Origin of the sequence: Brevibacterium album DSM 18261 (assembly GCF_000426445.1) — a bacterium.
Lineage (GTDB): Bacteria > Actinomycetota > Actinomycetes > Actinomycetales > Brevibacteriaceae > Brevibacterium > Brevibacterium album.
On sequence record NZ_AUFJ01000013.1, the window covers coordinates 35,342 to 50,544 of the forward strand.

12 protein-coding genes and 1 pseudogene are annotated in these 15,203 nt (G+C 71.8%); 4 read left to right on the forward strand and 9 right to left on the reverse strand.

Features of this window, described 5'->3' with window-relative positions:
- Positions 1 to 12: 12 nt before the first annotated feature.
- From K318_RS25590 to K318_RS0110545, 5 genes are all read right to left on the reverse strand, one after another.
- The gene (locus K318_RS25590) at positions 13 to 2,427 is read right to left on the reverse strand and encodes a sensor histidine kinase (protein WP_051297858.1); all 2,415 of its coding nucleotides are present in this window, start codon (positions 2,425 to 2,427) and stop codon (positions 13 to 15) included.
- Positions 2,428 to 2,527: 100 nt separating this feature from the next.
- A complete protein-coding gene (locus K318_RS21075; protein ID WP_051297859.1) occupies positions 2,528 to 3,247 on the reverse strand; it encodes a hypothetical protein in 720 nt (239 codons plus the stop codon).
- A gap of 212 nt (positions 3,248 to 3,459) precedes the next feature.
- Positions 3,460 to 4,293 carry a pantoate--beta-alanine ligase gene (gene panC, locus K318_RS0110535; RefSeq protein ID WP_029089458.1) on the reverse strand — a complete coding sequence of 278 codons (834 nt, stop codon included), beginning with the start codon at positions 4,291 to 4,293 and terminating at the stop codon, positions 3,460 to 3,462.
- A complete protein-coding gene (gene panB, locus K318_RS0110540) occupies positions 4,293 to 5,240 on the reverse strand; it encodes a 3-methyl-2-oxobutanoate hydroxymethyltransferase (RefSeq protein ID WP_029089459.1) in 948 nt (315 codons plus the stop codon). The genes panC and panB overlap by 1 nt, the downstream gene beginning before the upstream one ends.
- A 141-nt stretch (positions 5,241 to 5,381) precedes the next feature.
- Positions 5,382 to 6,404 carry a zinc-dependent alcohol dehydrogenase family protein gene (locus K318_RS0110545; RefSeq protein ID WP_035281562.1) on the reverse strand — a complete coding sequence of 341 codons (1,023 nt, stop codon included), beginning with the start codon at positions 6,402 to 6,404 and terminating at the stop codon, positions 5,382 to 5,384.
- A gap of 145 nt (positions 6,405 to 6,549) precedes the next feature.
- On the opposite strand from K318_RS0110545, the gene K318_RS0110550 reads away from it, so the two are divergent.
- Positions 6,550 to 7,455, forward strand: a complete 906-nt coding sequence (locus tag K318_RS0110550) for a helix-turn-helix transcriptional regulator (RefSeq protein WP_029089461.1) — start codon at positions 6,550 to 6,552, stop codon at positions 7,453 to 7,455.
- Between the two features lie 148 nt (positions 7,456 to 7,603).
- On the opposite strand, the gene K318_RS21080 is transcribed toward K318_RS0110550, so the two are convergent.
- Positions 7,604 to 8,821, reverse strand: a complete 1,218-nt coding sequence (locus K318_RS21080) for an MFS transporter (RefSeq protein ID WP_245579860.1) — start codon at positions 8,819 to 8,821, stop codon at positions 7,604 to 7,606.
- A 187-nt stretch (positions 8,822 to 9,008) separates the two neighbouring features.
- Here K318_RS21080 and K318_RS21085 point away from each other — a divergent pair, with 187 nt between their 5' ends.
- From K318_RS21085 to K318_RS21090, 3 genes and pseudogenes are all read left to right on the forward strand, one after another.
- Positions 9,009 to 10,196 carry a PQQ-dependent sugar dehydrogenase gene (locus K318_RS21085; protein ID WP_051297861.1) on the forward strand — a complete coding sequence of 396 codons (1,188 nt, stop codon included), beginning with the start codon at positions 9,009 to 9,011 and terminating at the stop codon, positions 10,194 to 10,196.
- An 86-nt stretch (positions 10,197 to 10,282) separates the two neighbouring features.
- Positions 10,283 to 10,477, forward strand: coding sequence for a hypothetical protein (locus K318_RS0110565; protein ID WP_029089462.1), 195 nt, complete (start codon positions 10,283 to 10,285; stop codon positions 10,475 to 10,477).
- Positions 10,474 to 11,423: pseudogene (locus K318_RS21090) on the forward strand (aldo/keto reductase). Before K318_RS0110565 ends, K318_RS21090 begins: the two are co-directional and overlap by 4 nt.
- Positions 11,424 to 11,603: 180 nt before the next feature.
- Here K318_RS21090 and K318_RS0110575 read toward each other — a convergent pair.
- From K318_RS0110575 to K318_RS0110585, 3 genes are all read right to left on the reverse strand, one after another.
- Positions 11,604 to 13,064, reverse strand: a complete 1,461-nt coding sequence (locus tag K318_RS0110575) for an APC family permease (protein WP_035281564.1) — start codon at positions 13,062 to 13,064, stop codon at positions 11,604 to 11,606.
- A gap of 142 nt (positions 13,065 to 13,206) precedes the next feature.
- Positions 13,207 to 14,583: a site-specific DNA-methyltransferase gene (locus K318_RS21095; RefSeq protein WP_169721461.1), complete on the reverse strand. Its 1,377-nt coding sequence runs from the start codon at positions 14,581 to 14,583 to the stop codon at positions 13,207 to 13,209.
- 87 nt (positions 14,584 to 14,670) lie between these two features.
- A complete protein-coding gene (locus K318_RS0110585; RefSeq protein ID WP_029089464.1) occupies positions 14,671 to 15,102 on the reverse strand; it encodes a hypothetical protein in 432 nt (143 codons plus the stop codon).
- Positions 15,103 to 15,203 lie beyond the last annotated feature (101 nt).

Consider the following 15,203-nt stretch of genomic DNA (forward strand, 5'->3'; position numbering starts at 1 on the left):
GCCTCTGCGGGTTCATGTCGCGGCCTCCGCGGGCGCGAGCGGGATCGTCGCCGTCACGAGGGTTCCCGGTCGGTCTGCATCCGCTCCATCCGGTGCCGGCCCCACGGAGAACGCGCCGCCGAGCTCCTGTACACGCTCCCGCATGGAGATGGTGCCCACGCCGTCCGGAGCGTCCGCGGGGCGGCCCCGGCCCGCATCGCGGCAGACCACCCGGAGGAAGCCGAGGCCCTCGCCCGGTTCCAGGGTCACCTCGACCGTGCACAGGTCCGCCCTCGAGTGCCTCGCCGCATTGAGTGCGGACTCCGCGATCACGGCGTAGGCCGCCGCGGCGACGCGTGGGTCGAGGTCCCGGAGCGCGTCGGCCTCTGCACCTGCCGGAGCCCCAGTGCCTTCCGTCTCGAGACGCACCTCCAGGGTGAAGCCGGAGCGGGCATGGTGCGCCGCGAGCTCCTCGAGTGCGGCTCCGAGACCGCGCGCCTCGAGCACGGGCGGCAGGAGGCTGCGGGAGAGGAGGCGCACGTCCTGCACGCGGTGCGCGGCCTCCTCCTGCAGGGCGGCGAGCACGGCATCGGCACCGGCGGGGTCCGCGGCGAGGACGTTGCGTGCGCCCTGCAGGCCCAGCCGGAGACCGGACAGCCACGGACCGATCCCGTCGTGCAGCTCCCGGCGGATGCGCTTCCGCTCCGCGAGGCGCGCGCTCTCGGCGGCCTCGCGGGCGCGGTCGGCGGCCTCGCGGGCGCGGTCGGCGGTCTCCCGGGCGCGATCCGCGGCGTCCCGCGCGCGAGCCACGTCCTCGGCCGCCCGGACCAGGTCGAGACCGGCGGCGAGGATGGGCCGGAGCCCGTCCAGTGCGGCGAGGGTGCGCCGGTCCAGCTGCTCACCGGGTCGTGGCGTCACGAACAGGCGTCCGGCGAGGCTCCCCGCGGTGAGCGCCGTGCTCCCGGTCCCGGGCGTGGGACCGGTGACGGCCGCAGGCACGGCACCTTTCCCGCCTCCGGACACGGTTCGGGTCACGTTCCCGTCCCCGGCACGGTTCCCGTTCCCGACACCGTTCCCGGCCTCGGCCGCGGTGTGCCGGCGGACGGCGACCTCCAGCGCGGGACCGGTCGCCGCACCCCAGCGCCCGACCGCGGCACCGCCGCTGCCCACCGGGGCAGTCCCCTCCGGGCCACCCATCGGAGCGGGGGCCCCGCCCTCCACCGGTTCCAGCCGCTGCGGTGCACGCGCCGACGGCGCGGCCGCACCCGTGTGCATCGCGGACGCCCTTCTCCGCGCGTCGGGTACGGTCGCCTGCGAGACGAGATCGCCCGCCTGCACTCCCTCTGCGAGCAGCACCACGGATTCGAGCCGCAGTGTCTCGCCGACGGCGGCGGCCAGGCGGTCGAGCAGCTCCGTCGCGTCCTCCCCCGAGGAGAGTGAGGCCCCGATCCTCAGCGCCGCGCGTCCGGGTGAGGCCGCCTCGCCCCACACCATGCGCCGCACCCGCGCCCCGAGCCAGGTCCGCACGGGCTGGACTGCGAGCACCACGCCCACTGCAGCGATGACCTGCGCCGCACCCGAGCTGCCCACCACCGCGGAGGCCGCCCAGACGAGCGCCGCGTAGATGAGCACCATGCCGAGGGTGAGGAGCCCGGCGAGGACGGCGCGGCTGACGGCGAGGTCGATGCCCCACAGCCGATTGCGCAGCATCGTCACGAGCAGCGCCCCGGGGAAGAGCGCCTGGCAGGCCAGGTGCAGGAGCGGCACGAGCAGCATGAGCGCCGGCGAGGTGTGCGGGGCGAGGAGGAGCGGGAGGAAGGACAGCGCCATCACCGCGGTTCCGAGGGCCAGGAGGCCCAGGCCTGCGCGCTCGCCGAGGGGGCCTCGGCGGTGGCGGTGCAGCACTGCGGCCGCGGTGACGAGCCCCATCGCGACGATGAGGAGCAGCAGCGCCGTGTTGTCCCACATGGGCAGGAGCACCCGCTGCGCGGTGAAGGCCAGCACGGTCACCGCACCCGCCGCGGCTCCCAGCCGGGCCGCCGCGGAGAGCGGGGTCTCGCGCACCAGCCACGGCAGCACAAGGAACAGCGACAGGGTGCCGGGCACCCAGGCGGAGCCGAACAGGCGGATCGCGGCATCGGCCGCCGGTGCGGAGTGCGAGGAGGCGAACGAGGCCCAGCCCCCGCCGAGCGCGGCGAGGCCCCCGCCCACCGCGGCGAGGGCGATGAGCCACACCGCGGGATGGCTGCGGCGGGAGAGGACGACGGCGGCGACGGTGCCGTACACGAGCCCCACCATCGCATCGACGGCGAGGAAGAGCGCATCGGGGGAGAGCGGGACGCGGCTTGCAGCCTGCAGAACCGCTCCGCCGAGGGCCGGGAGCGCTGCGGCCAGCAGGACGGCGAGGGCCGCACGGGGACGGCCGGGGTACCGTGACGGCGCTGTCATGGCTGAACAGTACAGCGCGGGAGGACGTGGCGGAACACCCCGGAGCCCTGGGGCTTCGGGGTGTTCCGCCGCGTGCTGCGACGGGCACGGGTCCCGGATCTCAGCGCCGGTCTCCCAGTGCGAAGCCCAGCGCGGTGACGAGGACCCACACCGGGCCGACGAAGCCGGCGAGGTACTGGAACGGCGAGACTCCCATGAGCACGATGAGGACGCCCAGCACCAGGGAGACGACGCCGGTCCAGCGGGGCGCGGCACCGTGGCGGAGCGCCGAGGCGGAGACCGCGAGCGCGGACAGTCCGGCTCCCACCCACACCCAGGGGATGGTCGCGACCCAGTCCGTGTAGAAGGCCGCCGATTCCGGCACGAAGGCCTCCGGATCGGAGAAGCCGAGAGCGAACTGCGTGTCGAGGCCGCTGCCCAGGAGCAGGGCGACGGAGGTGAGCACGAGGCCGATCAGGGCGAGTTGCCCGTGCAGCGCGCCGGCCGGCCCCTGCTGGTCGAGGCGGCGCTTGAGGCCGGCGGCGAAGACCGGCAGCAGGAGGCAGGTGAGCACCGCGAGCACGTGGAAGGCGAGGAACGCGGCCTGGTTGCCGGCGGCGTCGGCGAGCATGGCCTCGGCGTCGCCCGCGGTGAGCTCCCAGTCCACCGAAGTGGCCATGGACGCCTGGATGGCCGCGATGCCGAGGACGCCGGCGGCCACACCGGTCCATGCCCACGCGCGGCTGGGCGGGTGCTGCCGACGGGCCGGGCGGGTGGGCGCCGCCTGGCGGGGATGTGGCCGCTCGGCGTCCGTGAGCGGTGAGTCGGGGTGCGCGGTCATGGTCTCTCCTCGTGCCGGGCCCGCCGGGCGGCGGGCTGCTGAGGACCACGATCCGCCTGTGCGCGTCCCGGGCACCAGGGCGCTGAGCCCGGGACACCGGGCTCTCATGCGCTTCGTCCCTCAGCGCCCACTTCTTTCGCAGACACCCAGGTTTATCGCGGAACTGCTGGGTGTCTCAGCGAAAAGTGGGTGCCATGTCCGCTGTGTCCGCCTCAGAACTCCACGGGCCGGTTGTCGATGAGACGCGTTCCGCCCACCGTCGCGGAGAGGAGCAGCAGGGCCGAGCCCCGGAAGTCCGCCGGACAGGCGCGGAAGGTCGCCGCATCGACGAGGCTGAGGTAGTCGAGCTCGAAGCGGTCCGAGCCCGCCGCCGTGAGGACCTCGCGGGAGGCGGTGACGACGGCGGCAGGCCCCGCCTCTGCGTGTGCGGCTCCGGCCTCGAGCGCGCGGGGCAGCGCGAGCGCGGCCTCTCTGTCCGCGGCGCTCAGGTACTGGTTCCGGCTCGACATCGCCAGGCCGTCGGCATCCCTCACCACGGGGAGCCCGATGAGTTCGATCCCCATGTCGAGGTCCGCGATCATGCGCTTCACGAGTGAGAACTGCTGGATGTCCTTGAGGCCGAACACTGCCTTGTGGGGGCGCGCGAGGGCGAAGAGCTTCGCCACGACGGTGAGCACCCCGTCGAAGTGACCCGGCCGCGCCGCACCCTCGAAGACCCGCCCCATCCGCCCGGAGGAGACCGTCACCTCGGGCTCGGAGGGGTACATCTCCTCCAGCGCGGGCGCGAACGCGAAGTCGACGCCGGCGCTCTCGCACAGCCGCAGATCGTCCTGGAGCGGGCGGGGGTAGCGGTCGAAGTCCTCGTCCGGCCCGAACTGCAGCGGATTGACGAAGACGCTCGTCACCACCGCATCAGCGGACTCCCGCGCCCGGTCCATGAGGGCGCGGTGACCCGAGTGCAGCGCGCCCATCGTCGGCACCAGCGCGACGGTGCCTGTCTGGGCCGCGCGCCACTCCCTGAGCGCGGCGATTCCGCCGGACTCCATCACTCGAAGCTCCGCTCGGGTTCGGGGAAGACGCCGTCGCGCACCTCGCTGACGTACTCGCGCACGGCTGCGGAGAGGACGCCGTGCAGGTCCGCGTACCGCTTGACGAAACGCGGTGCCCTCCCCGGGCGCAGCCCCGCCAAGTCCTGCCACACGAGGATCTGCGCATCGCAGTCGGCACCCGCTCCGATGCCCACCGTGGGGATGTCCAGGTCCGCGGTCACCTGTCCCGCCAGCCCCGCCGGCACCATCTCCATGACGACGGAGAACGCTCCGGCCTCGGCGACGGCGCGCGCGTCCGCGAGCAGGGCCTCGGCCGCCTCTCCCCGTCCCTGCACCCGGTAGCCGCCGAGGCTGTGCTCGGCCTGCGGGGTGAAGCCGATGTGCGCCATGACGGGGATGCCGGCCGCGGTGATCGCCCGGATGCGGGAGGCCATCGCGGCGCCGCCCTCGAGCTTGACGGCGTGCACCTCGGCCTCCTTCATGAACCGCACCGCCGAGGCGACGGCCTGCTCATCGGAGATCTCGTAGCTGCCGAACGGGAGGTCGGCGACGACGAGCGCGCGCGAAGTCGCCCGGACGACGGCCTTCGCGAGCGGGATGAGCTCATCGACGGTGACCGGGATCGTCGTCGTGTGCCCGTAGACGTTGTTGGCCGCGGAGTCGCCCACGAGCAGGGCCTCGATCCCGGACTGCTCGAAGAGGGCGGCGGTGTACTGGTCGTAGCTCGTGAGCATCGCCCATCTGCGCCCCTCGGCCTTCGCCCGGAGGAGGTCGAGGGTTCTCACCCGGCGCGGAGGCTGCTGCGGGACCCGCTGTCCGGGCGAGTCCGGATCCGCGGTGGCCGGGGCTCCGGCGCTGTGCGAACCGGATTCATCAGTGCCCTGAGCACCGGGGCCGTAGGGCGGAGTCTCTTCGGAGGTGTTCGTGGGAGGGACGGCAGGCATGGCTTCCTCTTCGTCGACAGAACCGAGCCTCCATTATCTCCGTGATCGAGCGCACGTTAAGTCCGGTCTCGGTGGCGGAGACGGGAGAGGCGGCGCGGAGACATTCGGCCCGGCCGGGCCGAGAGTCAGGGCGAGCTCGCCTCAGAGGGTGAGCAGGACCTTCGTCGCGGTGCGCTGATCCATCGCGCGGTAGCCCTCGGCCGCCTGCTCGAGCGGCAGCGTGAGGTCGAAGACCCTGCCCGGGTTGATCCTCCGGTCCCAGATGCGCTGGATGAGGTCCGGGAGGAAACGGCGCACGGGGGCGGGTCCGCCGAGGACCTGCACCTGCGAGAAGAACAGCTCCCCGCCGGGGATCTCCACGCCGTGCTGCACGCCCACGAAGCCCATGTTCCCGCCGGGACGGGTGGAGCGCAGCGCCTGCATCATGGACTCCTGCGTGCCGACGGCCTCGATCGTGCTGTGCGCGCCCAGGCCGTCCGTGAGCTCCCTGACCTTCTCCGCCGCGGCGTCCCCGCGCTCGGTGATGATGTCCGTCGCGCCGAACTCGCGGGCGAGGGCCTGGCGGTCGGCGTGGCGCGAGGAGATGACGATACGCTCCGCCCCCAGCTGCTGCGCGGCGAGCACGCCCATGAGACCCACGGCCCCGTCGCCCACGACGGCGACGGTCTTCCCGGGGCCGGCCTCGGCGGCGACGGCGGCGTACCAGCCGGTGCCGAGCACATCGGAGGCCGCGAGCAGGGAGGGGATGAGGTCCTCCTCCGGCTGACCGGGCGTCGCGACCAGGGTGCCGTCTGCGTAGGGGATCCGGGCCCTCTCCGCCTGGGTGCCGATGCCGCCGTGCACGAACTCGGCGTGCACGCAGCGGGAGGGGAAGCCCGCGGTGCAGATCTCGCACTCGCCGCAGGAGATGACGAAGGAGCCCACGACGAAGTCGCCGGGCTTCACCGTCCGCACCGCCGCGCCCACCTCCTCGACGATGCCCACGTACTCGTGGCCCATGAGCAGGTGGTCGGCCTCCTCCGCGCCGCGGTAGGGCCAGAGGTCCGAGCCGCAGATGCACGCTGCGGTGACCCGGATGACGGCGTCGGTGGGTTCGATGATCTGCGGGTCCTCGCGGTCTGCGACTGTGACCTGCCTGGGGGCGTCCATGATTACTGCGCGCATTGTCCTGCTCCTCATATGCATGTGTGCATCTCTGCGAATGGGTCGACATCCATGACATCACTGTCGCGGCCGCTGTGGGAGGCCGTGATGATGGAGGTACTCCCAGGGCCTCCCTGACGGGTGGCCGCTGACTTAGCGTGGTGCTATGGACAACAGAGCAGAGGTCCGTGAGTTCCTCACCACGCGGCGGGAGAAGATCACGCCCGAGGACGTGGGTCTTCCGGCGGGAGCCAAGAGGCGCGTGAAGGGGCTGCGCCGCAGCGAGGTCGCCACCCTGGCCGGGGTGAGCGTCGAGTACTACACGCGCCTCGAGCGCGGCGCGATCAGCGGCGCCTCCCCGGAGGTGCTCGATGCGCTGGCGCGGGCGCTGCGCCTCGACGATGCGGAGCGGGCCCACCTCTTCGACCTCGCCCACGCCGCCAGTCCCGTCGCCCGGCCGCCGCGCAGGCGGCCGCCCCGGTCGTGGAAGCCGCACCCCAGCCTGCAGTGGACGCTCGACGCCGTCACCGCCGGCCCGGCCTTCGTCCGCAACGGGAGGATGGATCTGCTCGCGGTGAATCCGCTGGCCCGGGCCTTCTACGCCGAGCTCTACGAGATGCCGGGGCAGCCGCCCAACATCGCCCGGCACACCTTCCTCGACGAGCGCGCGCAGGTCTTCTACCCGGACTGGGACATGTTCGCGGAGGTCACGGTGGCGATCCTGCGGACGGAGGCCGCGCGCGATCCGCACAACAAGGAGCTCCACGATCTCATCGGCGAGCTCTCCACGCGCAGCGAGGACTTTCGCCGGCTGTGGGGCGCGCACGACGTCCGGCATCACGGGACCGGTTTCAAGACCTTCCACCACCCTGTGGTCGGGGAGGTGACTCTGGCCTATGAGGGCATGGCGATGGAGGCCGAGCCGGGTCTCACCCTCACGATCTATGCCGCGGAGCCGCGCACCCGTTCGGCCGAGCGGGTGCAGCTGCTCGCCTCGTGGGCGGCGAGTGAGGGCACGGGGGCCGAGGCAGGGGAGCCGGGCCGGGACGAGGCCGAGGTGCCGGGCGGCTGAGCGGGGGCTGCCCGGCCGCGCGCCCGCAGCCCTTCAGCCGGGGGCATCCTGCCCGTGGCCCTCAGCCCTCAGTCCGCAGATCCGCAGTCTGCGGCCGGCAGCTGCAGTCCGCTGACCTGCGGCGTCGGCACGAGCAGGCCCCGGTTCCTCATACCGGCACGACTTCGCGTCCCGGGCCCGCGGCGCCCTGTGAGCCCGGCTTCTCCCTGAGCGTGAGCACCGCCAGCGGCAGGAAGTACAGCGCGGCGATGATGCCGCCCACGAGTACGGGACCGCTCGCGCCCAGGGCGGACTCGAGCGCGATGCCCGCGATCCACGAGCCGATCGCGGTGCCGAAGTTGAACGCTGCCGTCGTCAGTGCCGAGGCGAGCGTGGGCGCCCTGTCCGCGAACCGCACGGCCATGCCGATGAGGATCGGGTTGGTGGACATGCCGAACAGGCCGAGGAGCCCCACGAGCACGATCGTCACCGCTGCACTGCGGGAGAAGGCGAACAGGGCCGCGAGGACCAGGAACGTGGCCGCCGCTGCGGTCCACAGAACCGTGTAGGGGCGCTTGGCACCGAGGCCGCCGCCCAGGTTCGAGCCGATGAAGGCGCCCACCCCGTAGGCCACGAGCACGAGCGGGACGGCGGAGGCATCCAGCCCGCTGTTCTCCGTCAGCAGCGGGGCGATGAAGCTGTACACGGCGAGCGAGGAGCCGCAGACGATCGCTGCACCTGCGAACACGAGCCACACCCGGCCGTCCTTCAGACTGGCGATCTCCGCACGGACGGAGGGCACCGGCCCGCTGTCGTCCTCTGCCGGGACCTGCCGGAACACCACGACCATCGCGACGAGCGCGATGACGGCCAGGGCCCAGAACGGTCCGCGCCAGCCCACCGACTGACCGGCGAAGGAGCCCAGGGGGACCCCGACCACATTGGCGAGCATGCCGCCGCCCAGCACGATGCCCAGCGCCTTCGAGGCCAGCCGCGGTCCTGCCGCCTTGGCGGCGACCACCGCGGCCACCGCCCAGAATGCGCCCGTGGCCAGTGCGGTGAGGAAGCGCATGATGAGGATCGTGGGGAGATCGCCGCTCAGAGCGACCACGATGTGGCCGAGCGAGAAGACGAACAGGGCGAGGCTCAGCGTCACGCGCTTGGGCAGCTTGAGAGTGAGGATCGCCATGGTGGGCGTGCCGACGATCATCCCGATCGCGAACACCGTGATGGTCAGCCCGGCGTTCGCCACGCTGATCCCCAGGTCTGCGGCGATCTCGGGCAGGATGCCGGCCACGATGAATTCGGTGGTGCCCATGAGGAACACCCCGGCCGCGAGGACATAGGTGAGCAGGGGCAGGCGGTGAGGTTCTCTGTCAGATGTCACCAGGGCATCCGATCACGCCTCGCCCCGCCGGGGGAGACCCGCTCGATGGAGGTACTGGTAGGGACTCCCACACAGCCCCGACCGCCCCTAGCGTGGATCATGACGCGGGCTGCACATGTGCGCGTCAGGCCGCGTGCATCCGCGCAGCATTCCACCCGCACCCGCTCAGCGAAACGGAAGAGGTCCCATGATCGCGCGACGCCGAGCCCTCACAGCCACGCGCACGTACGGTGACGGTCCCGCCGCCCGCGGCTCCCGTGCCGCCGCGGTTTCCGCCGCAGCCGTCCTCGCCCTCTCCGCCTGCTCCCCCGAGGGCGGCGCTCCTGAGCGCGCTGCGGAGGGGGAGAGCGCCTCGGCGACCGCAGAAGCCTCTCCGGGCGAGGCCAGCGAGGAAACCGCCGAAGGGCCCGGCGGCCTCGGGGAGCCGGAGGTCATCGCCACCGGACTCGAGGCGCCCTGGTCGCTGGCCTTCCACGAGGGCGCTCCGCTGGTGAGCGAGCGCGACAGCGCCCGGATCAGCGAGCTCGACGAGGCGGGTGAGCCCAGGGAGGTCGCGGTCATCGAGGGAGTCTCGCCCGCGGGTGAGGGCGGTCTGCTCGGCATCGCCGTGGAGGCCGGCCACCTGTACGCCTACTTCACCGCGAGCGGGGAGAGCCGGATCGAGCGATTCGCCCTCACGGGGGAGCCCGGCGCGCTGGCTTTGGGGGAGCCCGAGCCGGTCCTCGACGGGATCCCGGCGGCGAGCTACCACAACGGCGGCCGGATCGCCTTCGGCCCCGACGGCATGCTCTATGCCACGGCGGGGGATGCCGGCGACACGGGCAGCGCGCAGGACACCGGCTCCCTGGCAGGGAAGATCCTGCGGCTGAACCCGGACGGCTCGGTGCCGCAGGACAATCCCTTCGACGGCTCCCCGGTCTGCAGCTACGGCCATCGCAATCCGCAGGGCATCGCCTGGTCCGATGACGGCACCATGTACTCCAGCGAGTTCGGCCAGAACACCTGGGACGAGCTCAATGTGATCGAACCCGGCGGCAACTACGGCTGGCCGGAGGCCGAGGGCATCGCGGAGCGGGACGGGCTCATCGACCCCGTCCAGCAGTGGGAGCCCGCCGAGGCCAGCCCCAGCGGGATCGCCGTCTCCGGCGATGACGTCTGGATCGCGAATCTGCGCGGGGCACGCCTGCACCAGGTGCCGCTCGCCGATCCCATGACTTCCACGACGCACCTGGTGGGCGAGCACGGACGTCTGCGCGATGTCGCCGAGGCGCCCGACGGCTCGCTCTGGGTGCTCACCAACAACACCGACGGCCGCGGCGATCCCGGGCCGGACGACGACAGGATCCTGCGCCTCGACCTGACCGGCTCCGGCTGATCCGGTCTGCCGGAGACTGATCTGTCCGGCGCCGTACGCCCCGCTGTCCATGCACCGCCGACCGCCCTCTGCGGAAGAAGGAATCCATGTCCCGCATCCTCGTCACCGGCTCCACCACTGGCATCGGACACTCCGATCAGACGCTCCGCTTGGGCACCTACGATGCGACCGAGGCGGAGCTCGCCCGGTTCGAGGGCCGGGAGACCACGGTGGAGGTCGTGGAGCGGACACGCTCCGCCCCACCGGACCGCATACACCGCATTCGCGAAGGAGAACCATGAAGACAGTTCCGTTCGGAACCGCCGGCACGCAGGTGCCCAACATCGTCGCCGGCATGATGCGCATCGCCGGAGACTCCGATGAGCAGATCCGCGAGCTGTACACCGCGGCACGGGAGGCCGGGATCGACTTCTTCGACCATGCCGACCTCTACGGGTTCAACCACCCGGGCGGCGGAACGCATCTGTGCGAGCGCCGGTTCGCCGAGGCGCTGCGGCTGAGCCCGTCCGAGCGCGAGCAGATCACCCTGCAGACCAAGACCGGCATCGTCGACGAACCGTGGTGCTACGACCAGTCGTACGAGCACATCGTGTCCTCCGCCGAGGAGTCGCTGCGGGCGCTGGACACCGACTATCTGGACGTGCTCCTGCTGCACCGTCCCGATGCGCTCGTGGAGCCGAGGAGGTCGCCCGCGCCTTCGACCACTTGGAATCGTCCGGCAAGGTCCGTGCGTTCGGGGTCTCCAACCACACGCCCCGGCAGATCGACCTGCTCCGGACGGCGGTGACCCAGCCGATGGCTGCGAACCAGGTGCAGCTCTCGCTCACCCACTCGACGGTCATCGCCCAGGGCCTGTCCTCGAACATGGCCGGTGAGGAGGATTCGCTCACACGCGACGGCGGCGGCATCGTCGACTACGCCCGCATCAACGGCATCACCCTGCAGGCGTGGTCCCCGTTCCAGAAGGGGTTCCAGGACGGTGTGTTCATCGATTCGCCCGATCACCCCGAGCTGAACGCCGAGCTGGGGCGGCTCGCCGCGAAGTACGGCGTCACCCCGACCGCGATCGCGGTCGCGTGGATCACCCGCCACCCTGCGGGCATCCAGGTGGTGCTCGGCACGACGAAGCCGCAGCGCGTGGCCGATGCCGCTGCGGGCTCGGACATTCCGCTGACCCGCGGCGAGTGGTACGGCCTCATCCAGGCCGCCGGGCACAGCGTGCCCTGAGGGTGGGGCTGGCGGTGATCGCTCAGGGACGCACCCCGTACGCCACTGTGGTCTGCCGCGCGAACGCGGTTTCGGTGATTTCGCGTTCGCACGGCAGACCACAGTGTGGGGAGGGGGGCGAGGGTGATCGCGGGGCGCTCGGCACCCGGCGGGGCGCTCGGCGGCACCCGGCGCAGCCGTTCACTCGCCGCGGCGTCTGCGCACCGCGGCGATGAGCTCCTCCTCCGCCCCCGCCCCGGCGCGGATGCCGCGCGGCAGGCGGACCATGAACCAGATGCCGATGAGCATCCAGGCTCCGAACATCACCCAGGCCGGCCAGCCCAGATCCGTGGACCACGGCGTGAGCGGCAGGTACAGGGCGAACATGCACGCGGTGAGGACCACGGAGAGCACACCGATGACCGTGCCTCCTGCCGAGCCGCTGCCGCCCACCCGCATGGGCCGGTCCATGCGCGGCTCCCGGCGGCGCAGCACCAGGAAGACCACGGAGACCAGGAAATAGGCGATGATGATGGCCGGTGATCCCGCGTTCACGATCCAGTCGATCATCCCGGAGCCCAGGAACGGGGCGATGGCCGCGAGCGCGCTGATGAAGATCACGGCATTCGACGGCGTGCGGTACCTCGGGTGCAGCTTGCCGAACCAGAGCGGGATCATGCGCGCCCGCGCCATGGAGAACATGAGGCGCGAGGCGCCGATGAGGAAGGCGTTCCACGAGGTGAGGATGCCGGCGATGCCGCCCGCGATCACCACGGTCCCCCAGATCTCGTGGCCCAGGAGGACGGAGAGGGCATCCGCGGTGACCAGATCGTGGTTGGGGAGATCGGCGGCGGGGATCGCCATCGACGAGGTGAAGATGATGAGCAGGTACCAGGCGATCGCCATGAGCACGGAGAACACGACGAGCTTGCCGATCTTCCGCGGCGGCACCTTCACCTCCTCCGCGGACTGCGGGATGACGTCGAAGCCCACGAATAGGAACGGCACCGCGACCATCACCGCGATGATTCCGGGAGCCCCGCCGGTGAACAGCGGTTCGGCATTGGCCGGCTCGCTGCCCACGAACACGCCGATGATGAGGAACAGCCCCACCAGGAGCAGGAAGCACACGATGAAGGTCTGCACGAGCGAGGCGGTGCGGATGCCGCGCACGTTGATCCAGCCCATGATCACCGCCGTGACGGTGCCCGTCAGCGCCCAGGTGAGATGGACGTCCGAACCGGCGACGCTCCACAGGAAGACCTGCTCCAGATCCGGTACCAGGTAGAGGACCGTCTCGGGGATGACCACGGCCTCGAACATGACGACGGAGATGTAGCCGCCGGTGATCGCCCAGGAGCCGAACACCGCCGTCCTGGGCCCCATCCCGCGCAGCAGGTAGTTGTGCTCACCGCCGGCCAGCGGCATCGCGGAGACCAGCTCCGAGTACACCAGGCCCACGAAGATCATGACCACGCCGCCTGCGGCGAAGGCGAGCATGGCGCCTGCGGTCCCGGCGGACTGGATCCAGCCGCTGGTCAGCACGATCCAGCCGAAGCCGATCATCGCTCCGAAGCCCACGAACAGCACGTCGAGGCTGCCCAGGGCCTTCACGAGGCCGGATTCGCTCACGGTGTGCGCACGGGCGGGTTCGGGGGTCATGGTCGCTCCTCGATCGCAGCGGCGGAGAGGGGCGCCTGCGGCATCGGCGGTGCGGCGATGCACGGGTGCCCTGCTCGTGACACTGCCGAGCCTAATCGTCCGCCGCCCGCAGGGGAATGGCCGCTGCGAGGAGTTCGCGAGGTCAGACCGGCCGGAGGTCTCCGGTGCTCGCGTCGACGGCGAAGATCCCGATCCGTCCCGTGTGCTCGTGGCGCACTGCCGCCCGCCGGACCCGTTCGACGCAGAACTCGCTGATGGTGGAGAAGGCGGGCGCGGCCGCGCGCGTACTCGGGGCCTCGACGCTGCCCGCAGCCTCCTCGTCGGCCCCAGGGCGGGCGCGGCCGCGCCCCGTGTCCGTGCCGCGACCAGCGCGCAGGCGGGAAGCGACGGGTTCCGGCTTCTGCACCAGCACGAAGCTGCGCGAACCGCCGTCGCGGGCATTGGCCTCCATGACGGCCTGGGCCGTGGTGCCGGAGCCAGCGAAGAAGTCCAGGACCACGGCCTCGCGGTCGTGCCAGGTGACGGCCTCGACGAGTGTGCGCACGAGCTCCACCGGCTTCGGGTAGGAGAAGACCCCGCCGAGACCGAGCTCCTCGAGGTCCGTCCGCCCCTCCGAGCCCATCACCCGGATGATCGAGTACAGCTTCGAGGTCGCCTCCTCCGCGGGTGTGAGGCGGACGACGGCATGACGATGCTCGCCCGTGACGGGATCGGGATCGCCCCAAGGGCGGAGCGTGAGCTCACCGGCATCGATCCGCCGGTCGACCTCTGCGAGCTTGGCCGGCCCGCGCACGGCCTCGATGTCCTCGTACATGAGCCGCCGCTCCTGCCCGCGCACATACGTCCCGAAGCTCACCCGCAGCACATCGTCTTCGATCAGCATCCTCCTGCCGCCGATCACCTCGTACCTGGCCGGCGGCTTCTTCTCGGTGACGAGGGGCCCTGCCGCTTCGATGTCCCTGGCCCAGACGTGGATGTAGTCGTGCCCGCGCACGAAGAACCGGGCCTGCCCGCCGCCCTTGGCCCGCTGGTGGATGAGCGTGCCCAGGAAGTTCGCCTCGCCGAACGCCTCGTGGCCCAGCAGCTGGGCGTAGGCCTGCTCGCGGTCGTCGATGTGGAGGAAGAGGACGCCGTCGTCCCGCATGAGTTCGCGGGCTAGAGCCAGGCGCGGACGCATGAAGTCCAGCCATGCGGAGTGCGAGCTGCGGGTGAGCAGGCGCTCCTCCGCCGAGGCCTTGGGGGCCGCCGAGCCATCGCCGGCGGACGCGGCCGTGGGGGCCTCGGGCGCAACCGCCTGGCTCTGCGGCGAGGAGCCCGTCGCCGCGTGCGCAGCCGCGAACGCTCCAGGAGCCCGGAACGAGTCCCGGTACGTGTGCGCATTGCCCGTATTGTAGGGCGGATCGATGTAGACCACCCGGACGGAGCCGCGGTGGGTGGGCAGCAGCGCGCGGAGCACGTCGAGGTTGTCGCCCTCGATCACGAGGCTCTCATGCGGGAGCCGGGCGGCTGATCTGCTCACATCCGCCAAGGCTAGCGGACGCGAAGAGCACGCGGAGGCGGATCTGCCCCGCGCGAGTCAGGGGAGGCCGCCCGCCTCCCACCGTCGCTACTCGGACTCCTGCGGCAGCCCGTCGATGACGTCCACTCCGCGCACCCCGTCGTCGGCGAGGGCGTCGACGTCGAGGTCGTCACCGTCGAGTTCGGCCACCTCGGCGTCGTCGTCGCCCTCGGAGACCATCTCGTCGCCGAACCTGTTGCCCTGTTCGGCCGCCGCCGTCTCCTCCGAGGTGAACTCGTCGATGGCGCGGAGCGAGTCGCTGGGCGCATCGGCGTCCTCGGTGTCCGCGAGCAGCGCATCGTCCGCGCCCTCGACGCCCGTGCCCTCCGGCCCCTCGCTGCCGGGCTCCACGGATCCGAACGCCGGATCGCCCAGCTCCGCGTCGACGGCCTCGGCCTCCGCCGCCTCCGCGGCCGCGTCGCGGACTTCGTCGGGTGTGGGGTCGGTGTCGTCGAAAGCCGTGCCGTCGGTCTCGGTCATGATCGTTCCCGTCCTTCGGATCGCTCTGCGGTTCGGGTGATGCTGATCCCGAGTCTACGCACCGCACGCCTGCTGTCGACCCCCTTCCGACAAGCCGTGGG